Source organism: Streptomyces lunaelactis (genome assembly GCF_003054555.1).
GTDB lineage: Bacteria > Actinomycetota > Actinomycetes > Streptomycetales > Streptomycetaceae > Streptomyces > Streptomyces lunaelactis.
Genome location: NZ_CP026304.1, coordinates 867,514 through 890,666 on the forward strand (window position 1 = coordinate 867,514; position 23,153 = coordinate 890,666).

The 23,153-nt window shown below is 70.7% G+C and carries 16 protein-coding genes; all 16 read left to right on the forward strand.

What is annotated here, in order from left to right:
• The 16 genes from SLUN_RS03820 to SLUN_RS03895 are packed head-to-tail and all read left to right on the forward strand — an operon-like array spanning position 1 to position 23,133.
• Positions 1 to 525, forward strand: a complete 525-nt coding sequence (locus tag SLUN_RS03820) for a phage tail protein (RefSeq protein ID WP_030352235.1) — start codon at positions 1 to 3, stop codon at positions 523 to 525.
• Positions 526 to 554: 29 nt separating this feature from the next.
• A complete protein-coding gene (locus tag SLUN_RS03825; protein ID WP_108147148.1) occupies positions 555 to 1,301 on the forward strand; it encodes a T4 family baseplate hub assembly chaperone in 747 nt (248 codons plus the stop codon).
• Positions 1,294 to 2,010 (forward strand): hypothetical protein, encoded by a 717-nt coding sequence (locus SLUN_RS03830; RefSeq protein ID WP_108147149.1) that lies wholly within the window; start codon positions 1,294 to 1,296, stop codon positions 2,008 to 2,010. Before SLUN_RS03825 ends, SLUN_RS03830 begins: the two co-directional genes overlap by 8 nt.
• A gap of 6 nt (positions 2,011 to 2,016) precedes the next feature.
• Entirely contained in the window at positions 2,017 to 2,949 is a 933-nt protein-coding gene (locus SLUN_RS03835; protein WP_108147150.1) for a Pvc16 family protein, read from the forward strand.
• 33 nt (positions 2,950 to 2,982) lie between these two features.
• Positions 2,983 to 5,175, forward strand: coding sequence for an ATP-binding protein (locus SLUN_RS03840; protein WP_217506005.1), 2,193 nt, complete (start codon positions 2,983 to 2,985; stop codon positions 5,173 to 5,175).
• On the forward strand, positions 5,166 to 5,504 hold the full coding sequence (locus SLUN_RS03845) for a hypothetical protein (protein ID WP_254710298.1): 339 nt from the start codon (positions 5,166 to 5,168) through the stop codon (positions 5,502 to 5,504). The genes SLUN_RS03840 and SLUN_RS03845 overlap by 10 nt, the downstream gene beginning before the upstream one ends.
• Complete coding sequence (locus SLUN_RS42025; protein WP_108147151.1) at positions 5,501 to 12,082, forward strand: eCIS core domain-containing protein; 6,582 nt, start codon at positions 5,501 to 5,503, stop codon at positions 12,080 to 12,082. Before SLUN_RS03845 ends, SLUN_RS42025 begins: the two co-directional genes overlap by 4 nt.
• A gap of 52 nt (positions 12,083 to 12,134) precedes the next feature.
• A complete protein-coding gene (locus SLUN_RS03855) occupies positions 12,135 to 12,725 on the forward strand; it encodes a HEAT repeat domain-containing protein (RefSeq protein ID WP_108147152.1) in 591 nt (196 codons plus the stop codon).
• Positions 12,722 to 13,384 (forward strand): hypothetical protein, encoded by a 663-nt coding sequence (locus tag SLUN_RS03860; RefSeq protein WP_108147153.1) that lies wholly within the window; start codon positions 12,722 to 12,724, stop codon positions 13,382 to 13,384. Before SLUN_RS03855 ends, SLUN_RS03860 begins: the two co-directional genes overlap by 4 nt.
• Positions 13,385 to 13,387: 3 nt before the next feature.
• Positions 13,388 to 13,738, forward strand: coding sequence for a LysM peptidoglycan-binding domain-containing protein (locus SLUN_RS03865; RefSeq protein ID WP_108147154.1), 351 nt, complete (start codon positions 13,388 to 13,390; stop codon positions 13,736 to 13,738).
• The gene (locus SLUN_RS03870) at positions 13,731 to 14,870 is read left to right on the forward strand and encodes a hypothetical protein (protein WP_108147155.1); all 1,140 of its coding nucleotides are present in this window, start codon (positions 13,731 to 13,733) and stop codon (positions 14,868 to 14,870) included. The genes SLUN_RS03865 and SLUN_RS03870 overlap by 8 nt, the downstream gene beginning before the upstream one ends.
• 26 nt (positions 14,871 to 14,896) lie before the next feature.
• Positions 14,897 to 15,424, forward strand: coding sequence for a phage baseplate assembly protein V (locus SLUN_RS03875; RefSeq protein WP_108147156.1), 528 nt, complete (start codon positions 14,897 to 14,899; stop codon positions 15,422 to 15,424).
• A gap of 32 nt (positions 15,425 to 15,456) precedes the next feature.
• Positions 15,457 to 15,792, forward strand: coding sequence for a hypothetical protein (locus SLUN_RS03880; RefSeq protein ID WP_108147157.1), 336 nt, complete (start codon positions 15,457 to 15,459; stop codon positions 15,790 to 15,792).
• A complete protein-coding gene (locus tag SLUN_RS03885) occupies positions 15,789 to 16,175 on the forward strand; it encodes a GPW/gp25 family protein (RefSeq protein ID WP_108147158.1) in 387 nt (128 codons plus the stop codon). Before SLUN_RS03880 ends, SLUN_RS03885 begins: the two co-directional genes overlap by 4 nt.
• Positions 16,172 to 19,339, forward strand: a complete 3,168-nt coding sequence (locus tag SLUN_RS03890) for a putative baseplate assembly protein (RefSeq protein ID WP_108147159.1) — start codon at positions 16,172 to 16,174, stop codon at positions 19,337 to 19,339. The genes SLUN_RS03885 and SLUN_RS03890 overlap by 4 nt, the downstream gene beginning before the upstream one ends.
• Positions 19,336 to 23,133, forward strand: a complete 3,798-nt coding sequence (locus tag SLUN_RS03895; protein WP_108147160.1) for a putative baseplate assembly protein — start codon at positions 19,336 to 19,338, stop codon at positions 23,131 to 23,133. The genes SLUN_RS03890 and SLUN_RS03895 overlap by 4 nt, the downstream gene beginning before the upstream one ends.
• The last annotated feature ends 20 nt before the right edge of the window (positions 23,134 to 23,153 follow it).

Below are 23,153 nucleotides of genomic sequence, written 5' to 3' on the forward strand. Positions count from 1 at the left end.
ATGGCTGAGTTCCAGATAAACGCCCATCGCTTCGACCCCTACAAGAATTTCAAGTTCCTGGTCCTCTGGGACGGTCGAACGGTCGCGGGCATCAGCAAGATCAGTCCCCTGAAGCGCACCACCGAGGTGGTCAAGCACCGTCACGGCGGTGACCCGAGCTCGCCGCGCAAGTCGCCGGGACGCTCCGAGTTCGAGGGCGTCACGCTCGAGCGCGGTGTCACCCACGACCCGGAGTTCGACCGCTGGGCCAACAAGGTGTGGCAGGTCGGCGCCGGGCTCGGCTCCGAGGTCTCGCTGCGGGACTTCCGCAAGGACATCATCATCCAGGTCCTCAACGAGGCCGGGCAGGTGGCCGTATCGCACAAGCTCTACCGCGCCTGGGTGAGCGAGTACCAGGTGCTCGGCGAGCTCGACGCCAACGCCAACGCCGTCGCCATTCAGAGCGTCAAGCTCGAGTGCGAGGGCTGGGAGCGGGACTACGAGGTGGAGGAGCCGGTCGAGCCCTCCTTCACCCATCCCGCCTGAGCGCTGTCAGTGCACCGGAGGAATGAGGGATGACGCCGACCGGGCCGGCTGAGCTGCTCGCCACCTGGGAGGCCGGTCTGGCGCAGCGCGACTCGGGACGGTCTCTGCTGCTGCATCGGGCTGCCCGCCCGGGGGCCGGCACCGACGAGTTGTTGTCGATGCCGGTCGGCGAGCGGGAGGCGGACCTGTTCGCGCTGCGCCGGGCGCTGTTCGGCGAGCGCATGCAGGTACTCGTGGGGTGCGCGTCGTGCGGCGAGGCCATGGAGTTCGACCTCGACGCGACGCTGCTCGGCGCCGGGGCGCGGACAACGGACGGGCCGCTGCGAGTGGAGGAGGACGAATGGGTGGTCGAGTTCAGGCTGCCCACCGTCGCCGACCTCGCGGCGGCCGGTGCCGTGCCGGATCCGGCCGACGCCCGCCGGCTCCTCCTGGTGCGCTGCACGGTTTCGGCCGTACGGGGCGGCGAGGCCGTTCCTCCGGAGCGGCTGGCCGGACTGCTGCCGGAGCGGGTGCAGCAGCGTCTCGCCGAGAAGGCGGCGGACGCCGACCCGGCGGCCGATGTGACGCTCAACGTCGCATGTCCAAAGTGCGCTGAGGCCACCTTGGCCGAGCTGGACATCGCTTCCTATCTGTGGACCGAACTCGACACCTGGGCACGGGACTTGATGCTCGATGTCCACCTGCTCGCCAGCGCCTACGGGTGGAGCGAGCCGGAGATCCTGGCGCTCAGCCCGCTGCGGCGTCGTTACTACCTGGAGCTGTGCGCAGATGCCTGACTACTTCGACCGGCTGCTCGCCCGGTACACACCGGTGAGCGCGACCGGTGGTGCCGGTGGCGCGGCGCGGGTCCGGCCGCGGCTGCCCGGCCCGTTCGAGCGGGTCGAGGCGCTGCGGTCCGCTCCGCAGGAGCCCGACGCGCCGGCGGCTCTGATCCCGTCCGCGCCCGCCTTCGGTCCGGCCGAGTCGGTCCGCCACGAGCGGGAGGTGCGTACCGACCGGCACACGGTCCTGCGGACCGAGGCGGCACGGCCCGGCGAGCCCGAACGGCCCGCGGTCCGGGCCGTACCGCGCACCGAACCGCTGCTGCGGCCGGTGGCGCCCGCATCGCCGGGACCGCGTCCCGCCGCCGCCGACACATCGCGCTCGGCCCGGCGGGCGGCGCCCGCCGCGTCCGACGTCCCGCTCGATCTGCCCGCATCCGCGGCACGCGCCGCGGCCCCCGCTCCCCCGGCCGCCGCCGCACCGGCCCGGCCCCGCAGCGCCGACACCGCCACCGCGCGTGGCGCGGCACTGAGCGGAGCAGGACGGCGCGCGCCCCGGCCTGCCGAGCGCGTCGTACACGTACAGATCGGCCGGCTGGAAGTGAGCGCGGCACCGCCACCCGGCGCGAACCGCCCCGCCACCGGCCGCCCCGACCACACCGGACGGCGCGCGCCCGCACTGACCCTGGACGACTATCTGTCGCGCGGCGAGAAGAGGGACTGACGTTTCATGAGCAACGGACTTGCCCTCGCGACGGTCACCCAGGCCCTGGCGCTGCTGATCGAGAGCAACCTGGGGCCCGAGATGGACATCGCGGTGAAGGTGGAGACCCGCAAGCCGCCGGCCGAGCCTCCGGCCGAGCCGACGATCAATGTCTTCCTGTACCAGGTCGCACCGAACGCCTCGATGCGGCACACCGACCTGCCGACGCGCGCTTCGGACGGGAAGCTGCTGAAGCGTCCTGCCGCGCCGCTCGATCTGCACTATCTGATCAGCGCGTACGGGGAGGAGGCGGAGCTCGTCGGGCAGCGGCTGATCGGCTGCGTGATCCGGACCCTGCACGAAATCCCGGTCCTGCCACAGGAGTTGATCGAACTCGCGGCGGAACGTCCGTATCTGGCGGGCAGTGACCTTGCCGCGTCTGCGCAGCGGGTGCGCTTCACGCCGACCGTGATGGACATCGACGAGACGTCCAAGCTGTGGGGGATGCTCCACCAGACTCCGTACACGCTGTCGGTGGCGTACCAGGCTTCGCTGGTCCTGATCGAGGGCCGAGAGAAGCCGGTCCCGGCGAAGCCGGTGGAGGAGCGGACGGTACGAGTGCTGCCGTTCGGGGCGCCGGGCGCGCCGGTGCCGCCGGGGAGTACGCCGCCGGTGGAGGAGGCGGCGGCGGCGCATGAGCCCGTCGAGGACGGGGCGGAGGCGGCTGCGCCGGACGCGCCGGACGCGCCGAAGAAGCGCGCCGCGAGCCAGAGCCCGGCGGGGAAGTCGGCGCCGTCCAAGGGCGCGGCACCCAGGAGCAGCCAGAGCAGGGCCGGTACGAGCAAGGCCGCGGCGTCCAGGTCCACCGCGTCCAGGCCGACGGCCAAGCGGGCCGCGCCCGCCCCCCGTACCGAGAAGGACTCCGGCGCGGGCGCGAACGCAGACAGCAAGGAGAGCTGAGGCACGGTGCGGGACACGGGGGCGGGTGAGGGCATGGGTACGCATGAGAGGACCGGTCCGGGCGCGGCGGCGGACGCCGGTGCAGACGGCCGGGCACTGGCCGCGGCCGTACGGTCGGTTCTCGCGCGCATCGACGCCCACGCACAGCGCGCGCAGCACCGGACCCGTGGCGCGGAGGACGGCGCGACACCCGAGAGCAACGGGCGCGCGGGCGGGAGCGGCGCCGCGGACGCAGGCAACGGGGGCGCAGGCGCCGCCGCAGCTCAAGGCCGACCGCAGCCCGAGGCGGGTGGACCGGCATCCGTACGCCCGGACGACGCCACGGCCGACCGCAACGCACCCGTGGACCACGCCGCCGGTCGGGCGCGTGCCCACTCCGGAGCTCCCGAACTCACCGGCCCCCACAGCCCGGACCTCACCCCCTCCGGACCCGTCACCCTCGACGCGCTCGTCGCCTGCTTCGGGCTCAGCACCTTCGAACGCGACGTCGTCCTGCTCGCCGCCGCCACCGAGCTCGACCCCACCGCCGGCGGCCGCTGCGCCGCCGCGTGCGGCGACCCGGAGCGCGCGCACCCGACGTTCTCGCTCGCCCTCGCCGCGCTCGCCGAGCCGCACTGGAGCGCTCTCACGCCCGTCGCCCCGCTGCGCCGCTGGCGGCTCGTCGAGCTGGACGACGAGACCCGGCTGACCACCTCCCGGCTGCGCCTCGACGAGCGCATCCTGCACTTCCTGGTCGGCTCGCCGTATCTGGACTCCCGGCTGCACGGGCTGCTGCGCCGTACGACCGTGCCGGACTCTCTGCCCGCCTCCTACGATCTCGCGGCGAGCCAGGTCGCCACGGGCTGGGCGGGCGCTGGGCAGTACGCACCGCTCCGCGTCGAGCTGGTCGGCGGTGATCTGCGTACGCGTGCCGACATCGCCGCCGCGGCGGCACGCCGTTCCGGTCTCGGCCTGTACGCGATGGCCGCCGACGACATGCCGACCGACCCGGCCGAGCGCGACCGGCTGGCCAGGCTCTGGCAGCGGGAGGCGATCCTGCTGCCCGCCGCGCTGCTGGTGGAGGTCGGCGACCTGGACCGCGAACAGGCCGCCGCCACCGACGCGTTCATCGAGAGCGCGGCCGTGCCGCTCGTCGTCTCCAGCCCCGATCCGCGCCAGACCGCGCGGCCGCGCGGCGAACGGGTCACCGTCCCCGCGCTCGACACCGAGGAGCAGCTGGGTGTGTGGGCGGACGCCTTCGAGGCCGTACCGGAGGTGTCCGAGGAGGACCTGAAGGTTCTCGTCGAGCAGTTCTCGCTGCCGCCTCATCTGATCCGTTCCGCCGGCGCGGCCGTCGTACGGGATCTGCCCGGTGAGGACGAGCTGGACGCGACCGGACTGGCCTGGAAGGCCGGGCTCACCGAGGCCCGGATGGGCATGGACGAGCTGGGCCGGCGAATCGAACCGCAGGCGGCCTGGGGCGATCTGGTGCTGGCGGAGCGGCAGTTGAGGGTCCTGCGCGAGATCGTCGCGCATGTACGCCGGCGAGCCACGGTCTACCAGGAGTGGGGCTTCGCCGCGACGCTGCGCCGCGGCCTCGGCGTCACCGCCCTCTTCGCCGGTGGTTCCGGCACCGGCAAGACCCTCGCCGCCGAGGTGATGGCGAAGGAACTGGGCCTGGATCTGTTCATCATCGATCTGTCCCAGGTGGTCAGCAAGTACATCGGTGAGACCGAGAAGAACCTGCGCAGGGTCTTCGACGCCGCCGAACGTGGCGGCGCGCTGCTGCTCTTCGACGAGGCGGACGCGCTGTTCGGCAAGCGCAGCGAGGTCAAGGACAGCCATGACCGGTACGCCAACCTCGAGGTCAGCTATCTGCTGATGCGGATGGAGGCGTACCGCGGTCTGGCGATCCTCACCACCAACATGAAGCAGGCCCTGGACACGGCCTTCATGCGCCGTATCCGCTTCGTCGTCGACTTCCCCTTCCCGGGCGAGAGCGAGCGCGCCGAGATCTGGCGGCGGGTGCTGCCCGCGCGGGCCCCGGTGAAGGGCATCGATCCGGAGCTGCTGGCCCGGCTGACCGTGGCGGGCGGCTCCATCCGCAATATCGCGCTGTCGGGCGCCTTCCTCGCCGCGGAGGAGGGCGACCGGCTCCAGATGCGTCACATGCTGGAGGCGGCGCGCACCGAATACCTCAAGTTGGACCGCTCCCTGACGCCCTCGGAGGTCCACGGATGGGTCTGAACCAGGAGCCGCGCACGGTGCGCGTGGACATCGGCGAGCTGGTGCTCGACGGTTTCGACCGGCTCGACCCCGAGCGGGTGTCGGCCGCCATCGAGGCCGAGCTGGCCCGGCTCGTACGGGAGCGCGGCGTGCCGCTGGCCGCGGACGGCGGGCGGGCGCTGGACGCGTTGTCCGGGCTGCCGCCGCTTCCGGCCACCACCTCGCCGGGGCGGCTCGGCGAGGCGCTGGCGCGGGCGGTGCACGCGGGCCTCTCGGGGCGCGGTGAAGCGGCGGGTCCCGCTGACGCGGCTCCTGCTGACGGATCGTCGGCGCGAGGGGGGACGCGATGAGTTCTCACGCAGCGTCGCAGGACGCCGCCCGTGCCGCGCAGGACGCGAAACGGCGCAAGCGCAAGGACCGCGCCAAGTCCCGCACGCCGGAGCCGAAGAACATCGTCAGCGGGGCCGGTCAGCCGCTGGACCTGAGCGTACGGCGGGAGCTCGAGGAGCAGCTGGGGCACGACTTCGGCCGGGTGCGGCTGCACACGGACCGGGACGCGGGCACACTCACGGAGCTGTTGGGCGCGGACGCGGTCGCGGTCGGCCAGGACATCTTCTTCCGCGAGGGTACGTACCGGCCGGGAACGGCCGACGGACAGCGGCTGCTGGCCCATGAGTTGCTGCACACCGTGCAGAACCCGGAGGGCCTGGGCGCCCTTCGCGCCGGCCGCGATCTGGGCGCGGTCAGCCTGCCGCAGCAGGCGATGGAGCGCGAGGCGGAGTCGACGGCGCGGGCCGTCGTACGGGGCGAGGAGCAGGCTCCCGAGGTGGAGCCGGGCCAGTCCACCCCCGGCTGGCTGCGGTACGCCACGGTCGACGCCGACCGGAACCGTATGGAGCAGCTGGACCCGGCGACGCTGGTGGACCGGCTCGCGAATGGCGTGCTGCGCTCCCTGCGCGGCGACCCTGCCGACCTCTCCCACCGCGTGCGTCTCCAACTCGCCCGGATGTCACCGAAGTTGCAGGACTCGGTGCTGGACCGGCTGGAATTACGGCTGCTCTCGAACGAGTACGACCGGCTGCTGGACCTCGCCGAGGCGGCGGAGATCCTGCCGGTGGACCTTCAGCCGGCCGAGGTGCCCGAGCCGGAGACGGACCTCTTCGAGCTGCTGGGTGTCGAGCGCACCCAGTGGAAGCGTGAGGAGGAGGGCGGGCGGCCCTCGAAGGACAAGCGCGCCGAGGACTCCCGCGAGGAGCAGAAGGACACCGAGGCACGGGACGAGAAGCGCGGCGGTGAGCGAAGCAGGGCGCAGTCGGACGCGGCGGCCGAGAAGACGGAGGCCGCCCGGCGCACGGAGCAGGAGGACGAACGCGCCCAGTCCCGGCAGCAGGCGGCGCAGGAGCAGCAGCAGGAAGAGGAGCAGCAGGGCCAGGACCGGCAGCGGGTTGACGAGGCAGCCGACGAGCGGGCCCAGGGGCAGCAGCAGGGCACCGAGCAGGCGAAAGAGGAGCGCAAGGAGCAGCGGGACCGGGAGGAGCAGGACCCCGAGCAGGCGAACTCCCCCGGCGCGGACAAGCGCAGGCGCAAGGACGACGCGACGAAGGCGGCGGCCGGGTCGAAGCAGGCGGACGTCGACCCGAAGGCGAAGGGGCAGCCCGGTCCCGTACGGCCGGAGAAGGTGGACGAGCGGGCGGAACAGCGGGACAGCGCGCTGTCCGAGCACGGCCTGCACGAGAAGGACGAGGACGAGGACGAACCGCGCGAGGAGGAGAAGCCGCTCGGGCTCGAGGCGGGCGCGGACGGTGAGATCGGCGGCGAGCAGGACGGCGACCGGGACAAGGGCGGTGCGGCCAGGCGCGAAACGGAGCTGAAGCCCGAGGACTACCTGCCGGAGACCGACCTCGACCTGTCCTCCGTACCGACCGCCGACCGGACGGCGGGCGCGGCTGCGCCGTCCGTCCCCAGCTTCCCGACACCTCCGCCGACGAAAGCGGAACGGGTCGAGCAGCAGCGGGAGAACGAAGCGCACGAGGAGGACGAGGACGGCGCCGGGCCCGAGGCGAAGGCGCCGGGCGAGGACGAGGGCCCCGTCGAGGGCGAGGCGCCGAAGCCCGAGGGCGGCCCCGCGGCTCAGGCCCAGGACCGCAGCGCCAAGGACCTGCAGCCGGACAAACCAACCGATCAGGAGGTCGGCCCCGACCCGGAGACCACCGAAAAGGATCAGCAGGAGCCGGAGGCCGAGAAGCCGGATCCGGCGCAGGAGCAGGACCAGGACGACGACGCCGGCAGTGCCTCGCAGGACGGCGACGAGAAGCCGGACGCCAAGGATGCGCAGGAGGAACAGCAGGAGCTGAAGGAGCGCGGGCAGCAGGAGCAGCGGGGCTCGGCCGGGCAGCCGCAAGGCGCTGCCGCGGCTTCGTCGAGTCCGGATACGTCACCCGGTCCGGCGGCGACGCGTCCCGCGGGTGCGCAGACGCAGAAGGCGCCCGTCGAGGACCGCAACCCCTCCCCCGCTGCGCGCCGCGATGCCGAGCCGCCCAAGTCCGAGCGGGAGGCCGCCGGGCCCAAGAGCCTGATCCCCAAGGAGACCGGCCCCGGCGCTGCGCCTCGCGGCACGGTCGGCGGTAGCGAACAGTCGGGACCGACCACGGCGGCAGGCCCCGGAGCGGCCCCGTCCGCCGCACAGGCGGCGGTGAGCCCGGCGGGCGAACAGGCCGAGAGCCCCGGCAAGTTGGGCGCCCCTGCCCCGGAAGGCGCCCAGGCGCAGCCCGAGGCGTCGCTGGAGAAGGACGGCGGCGGCTGTGCCCCGCCGGAGCCGGCGGCGGAGAAGGAGGAGGGCGGCGGCAGCTGCGGTGGCGGAGGCGGTGGGGCGGCCCCCGAGGAGAAGCAGCAGGAGCCGCCGGACGTCTCGGGTCAGGACCCGAAGGCCGCCATCGGTACGGTCAGCAAGCTGGCGCCGGACCAGGCGGCGGCAGCGATGCCCGGCGTGGACGCAGCGGCTGACAAGAAGGTCGGCGAGGAGCAGCAGCGGCTGGACGCCAACCCACCGAAGCGGGAGCGTCCTTCGGGCGCGCCACAGACCCAGTCGGGCCGGCCCGAGGCGGCCGCGCCTGCCGCCCAGGTGACGGGCAAGGTCGAGAAACTGGGCCCCGAGGAGCAGATCGAGAAGCAGAAGGCCAAGGGCAGCGAGAAGGCGGAAGGCGCGAAGCCGACCGACAACACTCCCCCGCCGCCGCCACCCGTGGCGGACAAGCTGACCGAGGAAGAGGCCAAGAACGTCGACGCCGCGGCCGACGCGGTGCCGACAGTCGACCCAGAGCTCCAGAACAAGACGGTGGGCCCCGCCCCCAAGATCAGGCTTGAGGGCGAGAGCGACCCGAAGCGCACGGATGACCAGGCCAAGGCGCTGAAGGACAAGCAGTCCGACATCCAGAGCACGGGTCGTGAGGACGCGGCCAAGCCGATGGGCGAGGACCAGATCTTCCCCAACGCACCGCAGGAGCAGCTGGTCGGGAAGGCCGTGGGCCGCGCCGGCGGCAAGGGCGGCAATCTGGCTGCGTCGTCCATGCCCAAGCCCGGCGTCGGCGCGGTCGCCAAGCAGGAGCGCGGAAGCGAGATCCAGGGTGCCGCGGGCCAGGCCCAGGGCGACCTGGGCGCCAAGGAGAAGGAACAGCAGCAGGGCGAGCAGCAGGCCAAGCAGGAGAAGCAGACCGAGATCGACCGCGAGGTCACTCAGAACGTGGAGAAGCAGACGGCCGAGCGTGGCCGTGCGGCGGAGGATGCTCAGCGCGAGCGCGAGGGCTGGCGCAACGAGCAGGACAAGGAGATCGAGGACGCGGACAAGGAGTCCGAGAAAGAACACACGTCCAAGAACAAGGAAATCGTCAAGGCCCGCGACGACAAGGACAAGGAGGTCGGCGACAGGAAGGACAAGGACAACCAGCAGATCGACACGGAGCGGGAGAACGCGGAGAAGGAGGCCGAGAAGAAGAAGAAGGAGGAAAAGCCCTCCGGAGGCTTCTTCGGCTGGGTCGCGGACAAGGTGAAGAGCGCCTTCAACGCGATCCTCGAAGCGGTGACCGCGGTCTTCGACGCCGCGCGCAAGGCAGTCAACGGCATCATCGACACGTTCAAGGAGTGGGCCAACAAGGCCATCGACTTTGTACGTGACCTCGCGATCAAGGCGATCGGTGTGCTGGCGGACGCGCTGATCGCCATCGGGGACGTACTGCTCGCGGCGTTCCCCGAACTGCGCGACAGGTTCCGCAAGGCGATCGAAGGCCTGCGCGACAAGGCGATCGCCGCGGTCAACACGCTGGCGGACGGCCTGAAGAAGGCTGTGAACGCGCTGCTGGACGCTCTGGCGGCGGGCCTGAACGCGCTACTCGATGTGCTCGAGGCGGGCATCAAGGCCGTCATCAAGATCTACCAGGCGGTCATTCTCGGCGCGATCAAGTTCGCCCAGGCGGCGATCGAAGCGCTGGGCAAGTTCGCGGCACTGGTCGCGGACATCGCGCCGGACCCGGGCGGCTGGATCGGCAAGGCGGGCAGCTCGGCGAAGGCGGGTATCACCGACCACCTCTGGGGCGCGATCAAGACAGGCGTGAAGCGGTGGTTCGACACGAAGGTCGAGGGCATTCTGGGGCTCGGCAAGGCCGTGATCAACGTCCTTGTGAAGGGCTGCGTCTCGATCAAGCAGATCGGCAAGATGGCGTGGGAGGCGATCATCGCCTCGCTGCCGATGATGATCGCCTCGATCGTCATCGAGAAGGTCGTCTCGATGATCGTGCCCGCGGCGGGCGCGATTCTCACGATCGTTCAGGGTCTGATGGCGGCCTGGCAGAGCATCAGCTCGATCCTCTCCGCATTCAGCAAGTTCTGGGCCTACTTGAAGGCGGTGAAGGCCGGCCCGGCCGCGTGCCTCTTCGCCGAGGCGGTGGCCGCGGGGATCGTGGCGCTGCTGGACTTCATCGCCAACTTCCTTCTGGCGCGGCTCGGTTCCGCGACCAAGGGGGTCGGCAAGCGGCTCAAGGCCATGTCCGAGAAGATCATGAAGGGCCTACAGAAGGCGGGCGGGGGCGCGAAGAAGGCGGCGGGCTCGGCGGTCAACAACGCGCGGGGCGCGATCCGCAACGCCACGCAGACCTTGCGCAGGCCCCCGGTGGCGCCCAAGCCGAAGGCGAAGCCTTCCCCGAACCCGAAGGCGCCGCCGAAACCGAAGGACGCGGCGACGCCGAAGTCACCGGCGAAGCCGCAGCCGACGCCGGCGAAGCCGAAGGACACGACACCTGGAGGCACGAAGGGTAAAACGCCCGAAGCCTCCAAGAAGAGGAAAGAGATCGAGGGCCCCAAGCCCACCAAGCCCCAGAAGCCGAAGTCCCCCTTGGGCAACGCCCTCGGCAGGGCAAAGAGGGCGGTCAAGTCGGCCTTGACGAAGGTCCGCAACGCGGCGAAGACGCTGGGCAAGAAGCTCAAGAAGAGCAAGCCGGGCAAGGCCCTGAAGAACAGCGCGTCGAAGCTGCGCAACGTCTTCAAGCAGAAGCGCGACAACCTGCGCGACCACAAGAAGAAGCAGACGGACCAGAAGAAACAGAACAAGGACGAGCACAAGAATAAGAAAGATCAGCAGCACGGCGATCGGCTCGCCAAAGCTGTGGCCCGCATGCGCCCGGCCCTCAAGGCCATGCTGCGCAAAGGGGTGCCGCCGCGCATTCTCAACGCTGCCCTCAATGCGATGCGGGTCTGGTACCGGCTGTCCCGAGTGGCGGCCGACGGCGCCCGGAAGTTCACCATCCGGGCATGGGCCAGCCCACCGGCGATCGTCGTACCCGGCACGACGGTCACCATCGAACCCCGCGAGGCGCTTGCCTTCGTCCAAGAACTCTCAGCGGAAGTGCGCTCCAAGTCCGCTGCCAACGAGAACCGCAACAGCCCGGCAGAGGTCATCCGCGACCCGGAGACCGGGAAAGTGAGTCAAGTAAAGGCGAGCGAAGGGACGCGTATGAGCGAACTCGTCGCAGACCTGGACGACCTCCAAGCCGGCGGCGAATTCCCGGAGCACGGCGCCAAGAAGGGGGTGAAGGATGTACTGAAGAAAGACCCCGAGACAGGAAAGAAGGTGAGCACCGGAGAGCAGAAGCAATACGACCTCCCTGGCGAATGGGACCTGGACTGGGAAGGCGAAAGCGGCGGCGTAAAGATGCACGAAATGCCCGGCGGCGTTAACACCGTGGCCCACATGCGCCAGGAAGGACAGGTAAGGGGAGACGCACCGCCCTACTCCAAACTTGCCAAGCGGGAAGGCGTTCATGGCTACGCATACCTCGAACAGCACGGTGAGAACTATCTGAAGCTTTTCAAAGGAGACAAGGTCGGCCGGGTCATGGGGGATACGGAGCGCAACAAGGCGCGAACTCTGATGGCCATCACCGGCTACAGTGAGAAGCGCCGGGATGAATCGTCACGAGTATATTCGGCCATGCTGGCGAAGATGCTGGCACGCGCATCCGTCAAGGGCGACACAGGGCTGCTGAAATCTGCCCTGGAGGATTACCCGGTCGCTCCCGGGGGTGCGCAGAACGCCATTCCGAGCAAGGACGCGTGGATCGCCGGAAAGAGCAAAGAAGATCAGCTGAAGGAGTTGCAGCAGCGGTACGAGCAACGCATGGACGAGGCAGGCACCAAGGAAGAAGAGAAGGGTCTGAAGAGGCAGCGAACCAAGGAGCGGACTGGGATAAGCGGTGCACCGAAGCGCAAGAAGCCGCTGATCGGGGGCGAGGACCTCGCGGAGCGCGAGGCGAAGTACATCGAGATGTTCCTCAGCGGCTACACCTTTGATTTCAGCGAGGACGTGCCACCTGAGAAGGTTAAACGAGAAGTGTTCGAGAAGATTCGACAGGAGATCCTGGACGCTCACGGATTGAACTGATCCGACACCGCCCGAAGCGGCCATACACATCGGAAGTAGCAAGGTGGATCCCATGCCAGCCAATCACTCGACACGCACTCGCCGTCTGGTACTCAAACAGCGCGACTGGACGGAGGCCAACCGCTTCGCCGAACAGCACAGCTGGCCTGAGGAACCCGCTGAGGACAGTGGAACGGGAAGGAAGTCCAGGGTCTGGTCCCTCGATGAAGACACCGTCTTCCAGGTGACCCGGGACCGTACCTCCGGCGAATTCTGCTGTTTCTTCTACGGCTCGGACCGCGACGAACTGGTGAGGCTGCTCGGTGAAGCGGAGCAGGAGCTGGACGTCTGGCGCATCCCCGAGCTCCTCAACGAACCCTACGAGGAGACCGACCCACGCATGCTGGTCCAGTCCATCTTCCGGCTGGGGCTGGGCGCACCACCGGTCCACTCCCCTGAGTTCATGCCTCCGCTGGCGAACGCCCTTGCCCATGAGAACCCCATGGTGCGAGCCGCGGCAGCCCGTACCACCGCCTACATGGAGTGGCCGGAACTGTTCCCGATCGTCCAGGCGATGGCGGAAGGCGACACAGACCAACGAGTGCAAGCGGAAGCGGAGAAGATCGTGACTGTATATCGTCGAGCCGGGCTCGGTGACGCATGACCCGCTACGCAGACATACCCAAGCCCATCCGCTCCGGCATCGTCGTCGTCGACCCCGAGCGCGGCACCCCCCAGCGCATCATCGTCCTCCAGTTCAACCCCGACACCCTCGAACGCTCCCTCGCCCCCCAGGCCGCCGGCGGAGGTGGTGACAGCGGCGGGGCGGAGTGGAGGGACCGGAATGAGGCCCTGCGGCTGAAGGGGCCCGCGCAGGAGACGTGGAAGTTCACCGCCGAGATCGACGCCACCGATCAGTTCGACGTCGCCGCGCCCGACGGGATTCATCCGGAGCTGGCGACCCTCGAGATGCTGGTGCATCCCACCTCCGCTCAGCTGCGCGAGGCCTCGCGGCTGACCAAGAAGGGGACCATCGAGATCAGCCCGATCGAGATGCCGCTCACCCTCTTCACCTGGGGGAGCAAGCGCGTCATGCCCGTTCGGCTCACCGAACTGTCCATCAACGAGTCGGCGTTCGATGTGAATCTGAATCCGATTCGGGCCAGCCTCGGCATCGGAATGAAGGTCCTCAGCGTCAGCGATCTGCCGGCCGGACATCGGGGCGCCGATCTGTATCTGGCGCATCTGGCGCAGAAGGAGCGGCTCGCCAGAACCGCAAGAGGCGGGCGGCTGGCGGAACTCGGTCTGGGACGGGGGCTGTAGGACGTGATTGATCCGTACGAGAGCGCACTGGACGCCATTCCCGGCACACATCCGTATCCGCGGACCAGCAGATATCACGACGCGGAGATCGGGGTTCACCAACAAGCCGACGGCACCGAAGTGCGCTACACGAAGCGGCGGTTGCTGCCGCCCCTCAGCGCGGCCGCCGACGAGACCGCTCCGCACACCGTCAGCAGCGGCGAGCGGCCCGACCACATCGGGCAGCGGTACTTCGGCGACCCGGGACAGTGGTGGCAGATCGCGGACGCGAATCCTGTTCTCGATCCGGGCGAGCTGACCGCCGAGCCGGGGCAGCAGATCGACATTCCGCTGCCGGGTGGGTTCCATGGCTGATGAGCCCATCGGGAGCGGGCCCGTCCACCTCACCCTGCACATGGGACCCAAGCTCACCCGTCCCGTGCCGGCCGAAGTGACCGAGGCGCTGCTGTCCGCGCAGATCACCATGACCGCCGGGGAGCGGAGCGGTTTCCAGCTCGCCTTCGACCTCACCAAGCGTGGGCTGATCACTCAACGCCTGCTGCCCGAGGGGTTTTTCGATCCGAAAACCCGGGTGATCGTCACGACCTCGGTCAAGGGCACGCCGACCGTGATCCTGGACGGGCTCATCGTGCGGCAGGAAGTCGGTGCCAGCAATCAGCCGGGGCAGACCACACTCACCCTCACCGGCGAGGACCTGACCCTGCTGATGGATCTCGAAGAGCGGACGGACCGGTATCCGAATCTGGCGCCCGCCCAGCGGGTCGACCGGATTCTGCGGAAGTACGCCGACTACGGGATCGATCCCTGGATCATCCGTGAGCAGGTCCATCAGCCACCCCGCGAACAGCTCCGCGTCGACTACCAGACCGGCACCGATCTGCAGTATCTCAACGACCTGGCCAGGGCGAACGGTTACACCTTCTACCTCGACCCCGGGCCCCGGCCCGGCCGGTCCACCGCCTTCTGGGGGCCCGAGCTGCGCCTCGGGCAGCGTCAGCACGCGCTCAACGTCAACATGGACAACAACTCCACCGTCGACCAGCTGACCTTCTCCTACGACGGGACGGCCAGGGAAGAGCCGCAGGCGCGCGTGCAGGACCCGAGGACGCGCGACACCCGGCTGCTTGGGCAGCCCGATATCAGCCCGCTGCGGCCTCCGCTCGGCCGCCGGGCCTCGCCCGCGCTCAAGCGCAAGACCCTTTCCGGCACGGCGAAGAAGGAGCTCGGGCAGGCCCAGGCCGAGACGCTGGCGCGGGCCGCGACCTCCGCCGACGCGATATCCGGGTCCGGGTCGCTGGATGTCAATCGGCACGGATATGTGCTGCGGCCACGGGAGTTGGTGGGAGTTCGGGGCTCCGGCGTGACGTACGACGGCGACTACTACGTCAAGTCCGTCACCCACAATCTCCGCCCCGGTTCGTATCAGCAGAACTTCACGCTTTCCCGCGAGGGCCTGATCGCCCGCAGCACCACAGTGCGTCCGTAAAGACGTAAGGACCAGGAGAACTTCGCATGGCTGCAGGACCGAACAACCGGTTTCTCGGCAAGTTCCGGGGTCGGGTGATCGACAACAGGGATCCGCTCAAGATCGGCAGGATCACCGCTCAGGTACCGGACGTGCTGGGCGAGGAGGCATCCACCTGGGCGCTGCCCTGCCTGCCCTTCACCGGGCGCCAGGCCGGCCAGTACGTCGTCCCGCAGATCGGGGCGGGCGTCTGGATCGAGTTCGAGCAGGGCGATCCCAGCTTCCCGATCTGGACGGGGTGTTGGTACGGCGACGAGACGGAGCTGCCGCCCCGTGCGCGCGGGGAACTGCCCGCGTCCCAGCCGGTCGTGATCCAGACTCCCGGCGATCACAAGCTGGTGATGTCGGACGTGCCCGGCGGTACGGGGATTCTGCTGGAGGCCAAGGGCGGGGCGTACATCCAGATCGACGAGAGGGGCGTGACCATCGGCAACGGCCAGGGCGCGTCCATCGTGCTGATCGGGGACGAGGTCAACATCAACGAGGGCCGGCTGATCGTGCCGAAGAAGCGATGAGCACAGGGACCAGGGAAACGGGGAGAATCGTCTTGTCCGGGAATCTCGTGAACGGCGGGTCCGCGATCAGCTGCCCGCACGGCGGCCGGGTCGGGCCGGCCTCCGCCCCGTCGTCCGGCGTACGGATCGACGGCCATCAAGTGCCCTCCGCCGCCGACGTCTTCACCGTCAGCGGCTGCCGGCACACGGTCGACGGCGTACCCCATCCGTGCGTCACGGTCCGCTGGACCCCGGACCGCGACAGCGTGCTGGTCGACGGGGCGCCCGTGCTGCTCGACAGCACGTCCGCGCTCTGCTTCAGCGCCGCGCTGCTGCCGCAGGGGCCGCCGGCCGTCGGCGCGACGGCGCGGGGGGTGTCCTCCCGATGAGGCAGTTGAGGCGGACGAGGAGCGATATCGCCTTTCCCTTCCGGACCGACCGGCGGGGCCGTACCGCGCACGCGGCGTACGAGGACCATGTGCGCGATCTGATCGAGCAGTTGCTGTTCACCAGCCCCGGCGAGCGTGTGATGCGCCCCGACTTCGGCTGCGGGCTGCTCGATCTGGTCTTCACGCCCAACAGCCCCGAGCTGGCTTCCGCGCTGGAGTTGTCGGTGCAGGCCTCGCTGCAGCGCCGACTGGGCGAACTGATCGAGGTGGAGGCCCTGGACGTGGTGAGCGAGGAGAACGTGGTGCGGGTGTATCTGCGCTACGTGGTGCGCTCCACCGCGAGCCGGCGCGACGAGGTGTTCGAGGGGAGCGGCCCGGCATGAGCGGTACGAGCAACGACGTGGTCTGCCGTACGGACGGCAGGCGGGCGAAAATACGGGCTGCAGAGCTCGGCGGCGTGGACGCGGTCGAGGTCGGTGACGACGGGCTGACCCTCACCGTCACCTTCCTCGGCAAGGCGCCCCACGGGCTGTGCCCGGAGAACATACGCATCGACGGCGGCCGCCGGATCGCGGAGATAGCGGCCGTCGAGGTGTCGGTCGAACGCGAGGAGGACCCGGAGCTCGACGACCGGCTGCTCGTCACGGTCGACCGGGCCGGTGACACTTCCCGCTACCGGCTCTCGGTCGTCGACACGGATCCGTACGGCCGGCCGGGCACCGAGCCCTTCCCCGGCTTCGACCAGCGGTACTTCTGGGCCGAGTTCGAGTTCCGGCCCGACTGCCCCACCCCCTTCGACTGCAAGGACGCGCAGCAGGACTGCCCGCCCGTCCTCGCACCGGCGCCCCTCATCGACTACACGGCGCGCGACTACGACACGATCCGCCGGCTGATCCTGGACCGGCTGGCGCTGACCACCCCCGACTGGGTCGAGCGCAACGCCGCCGACCTGGGGACGACGCTGGTCGAACTGCTCGCCCACACCGCCGACCGGATCAGCTACCAGCAGGACGCGGTCGCGACGGAGGCGTACCTCGACACCGCCCGCAGGCGGGTGTCCGTGCGCCGTCATGTGCGGCTCATCGACTATCCGATGCACGACGGCGTCAACGCCCGCGCGTTCGTGGCGGTCGAGGCCGCAGGGGAACTGACGCTGCTGCCGGGCACGTTCCGCTTCGCCGCGGTCGACGTCCGTACGCTCGGGCCGCGCGACCGGCCCGAGATCGGCACCGTCATCGATGACCGGGATCTGGCCGTGCTGGACGAGCGCGGCTCGGTGGAGGTGTTCGAGCCGGTCGTCGGCCACGATCCGCTGGTGCTGCGCCCCGGGCACAACACGATCCGCTTCTGGACCTGGGGCGACGAGGTGTGCTCGCTGCCCAAGGGTGCCGTTTCGGCGACGCTTCGGGACGAGTGGGCGGACGAGGAGTGCGCGGTCAGGACGCTGGAGCTGGCGGCCGGCGATCTGCTGCTGATCGAGGAGGTACGGGGGGCGCGCTCCGGTACGCCGGGCGACGCCGACCCGGCCCACCGCCAGGCAGTACGCCTCACCTCCGTCACCCCGGCCGTGGACCGGCTGGCGGACCAGCCCGTCCTCGAGGTCACCTGGGCGCATCAGGACGCGCTCGCCTTCCCCGTCCGTCTCTCCACGCGCGGCGGACCGGGCTGCGAGCCGGTCGAGGATGTGAGCGTGGCGCGCGGCAATGTCGCGCTCGTCGACCACGGCCGGTCGCTGACCTTCTGTGACTCCGCGCCCGAGACGGTCACCGTGCCGCCCGCGCCGGCCGTCCTCGGGTCCTGCGATCCTTCCGGCTTCGGCTGCTGGGACCGCGATGCGGGCAATGAGACGGCCGATCTCATCAACTCCCGTCTCGACCAGACGCGTTCGGGCCGTCTGCTGACCGCCGATCAGGTACGGGAGCTGTTCACCGTGGTCGGCGAGGACGCGACCGGACGCGCCGGTCTCGGCCTGGAACTCGCGGGCAGGCGGCGGGAGAAGGTCGTACCGGGCACCGGGTACGAGCAGGCCGAGGCGCTGGCGACACTCCTCGCCCAGGTCGTCTACCCGGGCATTCCGGCGCGCTTCCGCCCGGTGCTGCAGCGCTCCCCCGTCGTCCAGTCCGTTCCGTTTCCCGACACGCGCCATGTCTCGGCCGGTCAGGCTTCGCGACTGGCTGCCGTCCCCGGCCGTGTCCGGCAGCGTCTGGTGGAGCTGTGGCGCAGCGCCCGCGACTGCGACGGGCTCACCGAGCCGGAGATCGCCGAGCTGACGGTGCTGTTCGGACTGCGCGTGCTGGAGCGTCTTGAGCTGCGCCGCCACCCGGTGCGCGCACTGCGCGAGTTGCTGCATCGCAGCGAGCGGCTGCTGGCGGCGAAGCTGCGACGGCTCGAGGTGCTGTCGGCCCGGGCACGGGCGGGCGCGGTGCTCGACGCGGGCATCTCCTGGGAGATCGCGCACACCTGGGGTCCGGAGTACGCGGCCGGGCTGCACCCGGACGAGCCGGTGCTGCGGGGACCTGCCGCGGCGCTCGTACAGGATGCGCGGGCCGCGCTGCCCGCGGTCACCTTGACGGACGACGACGAGCGATGGACGCCGAAGCGGGATCTGCTGAGCAGCGGTCCGCGGGAGCGGCACTTCGTCGGCGAGCTCGAGGACGACGGCCGGATCGCGCTGCGCTTCGGCGACGGGCGGCACGGCGCGCGCCCGCAGCCCGGCGCCCGGCTGGAGCTGCACTACCGGCTCGGCGGCGGCACCGCGGGCAACGTGGGCGCGGAGGCCATCAACCATCTGGTGCTGTGCCGCGATCCGGAGGAGTCGGACGCCGGGGACCCGATGCCGGTGGCCGGGGTGCGCAATCCGCTGCCCGCCGTCGGCGGCACCGAGCCCGAACCGGTCGAGCAGGTACGCCAGTTGGCCCCGCTCGACCTGAAGCGCACTCGGCTGCGTGCCGTCACCGCCGAGGACTACGCGGCGCTGGCGTCGCAGCTGCCGGGCGTACAGCGGGCGGCCGCGGAGATCCGCTGGACCGGCAGTGTGCAGGAGGCTCATGTCGCCGTCGACGCGCTGGGGGCCGGTGACGCGTCGCCCGAACTGCTCGACTCGGTGTCGTACGCCCTGGAGAGCTGTCGCCGGATCGGACACGACCTCGTCGTGGGACCTGCCCGGTCGGTGCCGCTGGACATCGCGCTCGCGGTGTGCGCCGCACCCGGCCATCAGCACGGGCAGATCCTCGCCGAGCTGTACCGGCTGCTGGGCAGCCGTCGGCTGTCCGGCGGACGGCTCGGTTTCTTCCACCCCGACGCGCTGAGTTTCGGCGAACCGGTGCGGCTCAGCCGTCTGGTGGCCGCGGCTGCGGGCGTGCAGGGCGTGGAGAGCGTCACGGTGACCCGGCTGAGCCGGCTGTTCCATGAGGACCCACTCGACCACTCGGCACTGGAGGCAGGCGTGCTGCGGCTCGGCCCGCTGGAGATCGCGCGTTGCGACAACGACCCGGACCGGCCCGAGAGCGGGCGGCTGACCATCGAGCTCGGCGGAGGTACGCGATGAGCGGCGCCTGCGGTTGCGGCTGCGGCTGCGGTGGACACGACGAACGCCACGCGCCCGAAGCCCACCGGGGGTCCGGGGGTCGTCCCCCGGGAAAACTCGGCAACCCGCCGGGGCGCACGGCCCTGGACTACCGGGTGGGCGAGTACGGCTCGTTCCTGGCGGCCATGCTCGACCGGCTCGCCTCCCCCGCCTATCCGGCGCTGCGCGGGCTGACCGTCCGTACCCCTGACGATCCGGCGCTCGGGCTGCTGGACTCGTGGGCGGTCGTCGGCGACCTGCTCACCTTCCACTCCGAGCGGATCGCCGACGAGGGCTATCTCCGTACCGCGAACGAGTACCGCTCTCTGGCGCTGCTCGGGCGTCTGGTGGGGCACCGGCCGCGGCCGGGTATCGCGGCCGACACGCATCTCGCGTACACGCTGGACCGCGATCCGCGGGCCGAGGACGTGCCGGTGCTGATCCCGCGCGGCGCGCGCAGCAACAGCGTGCCCACCACGTCCGACGAGGAGTCCCAGGCCTTCGAGACCAGTGAGGACCTGATCGCCCGCTGGGCCTGGAACGAGCTGGCGGTGCGCCGGCGCCGGCCCGCCCTGTTCACAGCGGACGATCTGCGCAAGCGGTCGGGGATCTACGTCTCCGGGACCGGCACCTCGCTGCAGACCGGGGACAAGCTGCTGTTCGTCTTCGGCGGCGACCAGGAGGCGGGCGGGCAGCGGCTGTTGCTGCCGGTCGCGCGCATCCGGATCGACCGGGACGACGATGTGACGGCGATCGGGCTGCCGCAGTCCGCGCCGCCGTCACTGACCGAGCTGGTGGCCGAGCTCCGCGAGTGGATCACCGAGGACGAGCGGGAGGCCGAGGCGGGCGAACCCACGCCCGACAACCCCAACCCCCGCCCCATCAGCATGATCATCGAGCAGTTCGACGCTCAGGTGCTGGCGCCGCTGCGTGCCGATCTCGACGGGATCAAGTCCCCGGCGCAGTTCGCCCGGCGGCTCGCGGACCCGCACGACCGGCTCGCCGAGGCACAGGCCATCGCCGTTCCGTACGAGGAAGTCGCCGCCTGGTTCGAGCAGTTGGAGGCGGTGGTCGGTGAGCTGATGGAGCGGGCGGCCGACCTGGAGCCCTCGCAGCCGGCGCCTCCCACCCCTGCCGCGGGGGTCGGCTCCGCGGCCATGCGGGCGCTGGGCGCCGTACTGCCCGCGCTGCGCACCCGCGTCGTACGGCCCCCGTCCGGTGCCCGCACGTTGTCGCACGACCCGGGGCGGTACTTCGCGCCCGGCTCCGACCTCGGCGCGCAGCTGCTGTCCGCGCTGGACCCGCGGGTCGCCGACGGGATGTACGCGGCGTGGCGGCAGGCCGCCCCGGCCGTGCCCGCCCTGCTGCGCGAAGTGCAGTCGATGCGGGTGACCGCCGCTCCGTTCGGGGCGACGGCGCCGCTCAAGCCGGTACAGGACGACCGCGGGCGGGTCATCCGGCAGACGGACTGGCCGCTCACCGGCTCCGCGCTCACCACCATGCGGGTCGTGTACGACCCGGCTGGCCGGGTGCCGGTGCGAGCCGAGTTCCAGCACACGGAGACGGGCGACTCGGAGCAGCGGTCGGAGAATCTGCCCGCCGGGATCACGTTCGGCCTGGGGCCCGGCCGGGTCTCGCTCCAGACCCGGGCGGGTCAGGACCACGATCTGAGCTGGCTGACCAGGCGCCCCGCGGACTCCCAGGAGCCGGGTGTGACCGCCCAGTTCTTCTCCGGGCTCCCCGAGCGGACCATCTTCGTGTCCCGCCCCGCCGAGGACGGGCGAGTGCATGTGGCCGTACACAACGGCGAACCGCTCAACTGGCTGCTGTCGCCCGGCGAGCACAAGCAGGTCGCCCACGGCGGGTTCGAGGTGACCGTGCGGTACACGGTCGGCAGCGAGCCGGCGAATGTCGAGGTCGGCATCACGACCGTGCCGGAGCAGGCCAACCGCCATGTCCTGCCGCTCGACTCCGTGCAGGACTCGATCACGGTCGGCAGCTGGGTCGCCATCGAGCGTCCCCGCAAGGGCGCCGAAGGCCCCGACGGGATCCCGGGCGACGCGAAGCTGAAGTTCGTGACCAGCCGCGTCACCGCCGTACGCACCGCCGCGTACACCAACTACGGCATCACGGGCCGGGGCACCGAGCTGACGCTCGCCGACCCGTGGCTGGACGAGCACGACGTGCTGCTCTCCGCGATCCGGGACGCCACGGTGCACGCAGGCGGTGTGGCTCTGCGACCGGCCGACGAGCCGCTCGGCGAGGATGTGCACGGCAATGAGCTCGAACTCGCCGAGCTGTACGACGGGTTGCGGCCCGGACGCCATCTGGTGGTGTCGGGCGAGCGCACCGACATCCCGAACACGGCCGGGGTACGCGGCACCGAACTGGCGGTGATCGCCTCGGTGGAGCAGCAGTTCGACCCGCTGCTGCCTGGCGACCATGTCCATACAAGGCTGACGCTCACCACGGATCTGACCTACCGCTACCGGCGCGACACGGTGCGCATCCAGGGCAATGTGGTGCCCGCGACGCACGGCGAGAGCCGCGACGAGCCGATCGGCGGCGGCGACGCCGACCGGACCAATCAGACGTTCACGCTCTGGCAGTCGCCGCTGACCTGGCTGCCCGCCGACAATCCCCTGGGCGCCACACCCACGCTGGAGGTGCGCGTCGACGGGCTGCTGTGGCACGGGGTGGACAGCCTGGCCGGACACGGACCGCGCGAGCGGGTCTATGTGTCGGGCACGGCCGGTGACGGGCGTACGACCGTGACCTTCGGCGACGGGGTGCACGGCGCGCGGCTGCCCACCGGGCACGAGAACGTCCGGGCCCAGTACCGCTTCGGCACCGGCAAGGCCGCCAACGTCCGGGCGGACCGCATCACCCAGACCATCACCCGGCCGCTGGGCGTCACCGCCGTCACCAACCCGCAGCCCGCCACGGGCGGCGCGGACGGCGACGGCCCGGGTCTGACCCGGCGCACGATCCCGCTCGCGGTCTCCGCACTCGACCGGCTCGTGTCCCTCACGGACTACGAGGACTTCGCCCGCTCACGGGCGGGCATAGGCCGGGCCGCGGCGCGCGAGATCTTCGACGGGCGGCGGCGGGTCCTGCATGTGACGGTCGCGGGCGTGGACGACATCGCGATCGCCGAGGACTCCGAGGTGCTGCGTGCGCTGCGCTCCTCGCTCGCCGAGTACGGCGACTCCCGGCTGCCGGTCCGGGTGGATGTACGCGAACTGGTGCTGCTGCTGCTCGCGGCGAAGGTGAAGGTCGCGCGTGACCACACCTGGACGGTGGTGGAGCCGAGGCTCCGGCAGGCGCTGCTGCGTGAATTCGGCAGCGGGCGGCGCGAGTTGGGCCGCCCCGCGCGTCTGTCCGACGTCCTGGCGACCGCACACAAGGTGCCCGGTGTGGACTACGTGGACGTGGACCTCTTCACCGGAGTCCCGGCGTCCGTCACCCCCGACGAGCTGACCGCTCTCGCGGGTTCGCTCGCCGAGCCGCGGACCGCGGTCGGGGCCCGGCTCGCCGAGTACGACGAGGACGTGCACCGGGTCACCGCGAAGGACGGCGAGACGCTCACCCGGATCGCCGCCCGCCACGGCATCGCGCTCGCCGAACTGCTGCGTCTGAACCCGGACATCACCGATACCCGGCGGCTGGCGAAGGGACGGGCGGTGTTCGTCTTCCGCGGCATCCGGCCCGCCCAGCTGGCGCTGCTCTCACCGCATGTCGCGGACACGCTGATTCTGACGGAGGTCAACGCATGAACACCCACGAAAGGAGCACC

What these genes read in the sequence shown, in the direction of transcription:
- SLUN_RS03820 (WP_030352235.1), top strand. Translation starts at nt 1, where the DNA reads ATGGCTGAGTTCCAGATAAACGCCCATCGCTTCGACCCCTACAAGAAT.
- SLUN_RS03825 (WP_108147148.1), top strand. Translation starts at nt 555, where the DNA reads ATGACGCCGACCGGGCCGGCTGAGCTGCTCGCCACCTGGGAGGCCGGT.
- SLUN_RS03830 (WP_108147149.1), top strand. Translation starts at nt 1,294, where the DNA reads ATGCCTGACTACTTCGACCGGCTGCTCGCCCGGTACACACCGGTGAGC.
- SLUN_RS03835 (WP_108147150.1), top strand. Translation starts at nt 2,017, where the DNA reads ATGAGCAACGGACTTGCCCTCGCGACGGTCACCCAGGCCCTGGCGCTG.
- SLUN_RS03840 (WP_217506005.1), top strand. Translation starts at nt 2,983, where the DNA reads ATGGGTACGCATGAGAGGACCGGTCCGGGCGCGGCGGCGGACGCCGGT.
- SLUN_RS03845 (WP_254710298.1), top strand. Translation starts at nt 5,166, where the DNA reads ATGGGTCTGAACCAGGAGCCGCGCACGGTGCGCGTGGACATCGGCGAG.
- SLUN_RS42025 (WP_108147151.1), top strand. Translation starts at nt 5,501, where the DNA reads ATGAGTTCTCACGCAGCGTCGCAGGACGCCGCCCGTGCCGCGCAGGAC.
- SLUN_RS03855 (WP_108147152.1), top strand. Translation starts at nt 12,135, where the DNA reads ATGCCAGCCAATCACTCGACACGCACTCGCCGTCTGGTACTCAAACAG.
- SLUN_RS03860 (WP_108147153.1), top strand. Translation starts at nt 12,722, where the DNA reads ATGACCCGCTACGCAGACATACCCAAGCCCATCCGCTCCGGCATCGTC.
- SLUN_RS03870 (WP_108147155.1), top strand. Translation starts at nt 13,731, where the DNA reads ATGGCTGATGAGCCCATCGGGAGCGGGCCCGTCCACCTCACCCTGCAC.
- SLUN_RS03875 (WP_108147156.1), top strand. Translation starts at nt 14,897, where the DNA reads ATGGCTGCAGGACCGAACAACCGGTTTCTCGGCAAGTTCCGGGGTCGG.
- SLUN_RS03885 (WP_108147158.1), top strand. Translation starts at nt 15,789, where the DNA reads ATGAGGCAGTTGAGGCGGACGAGGAGCGATATCGCCTTTCCCTTCCGG.
- SLUN_RS03890 (WP_108147159.1), top strand. Translation starts at nt 16,172, where the DNA reads ATGAGCGGTACGAGCAACGACGTGGTCTGCCGTACGGACGGCAGGCGG.
- SLUN_RS03895 (WP_108147160.1), top strand. Translation starts at nt 19,336, where the DNA reads ATGAGCGGCGCCTGCGGTTGCGGCTGCGGCTGCGGTGGACACGACGAA.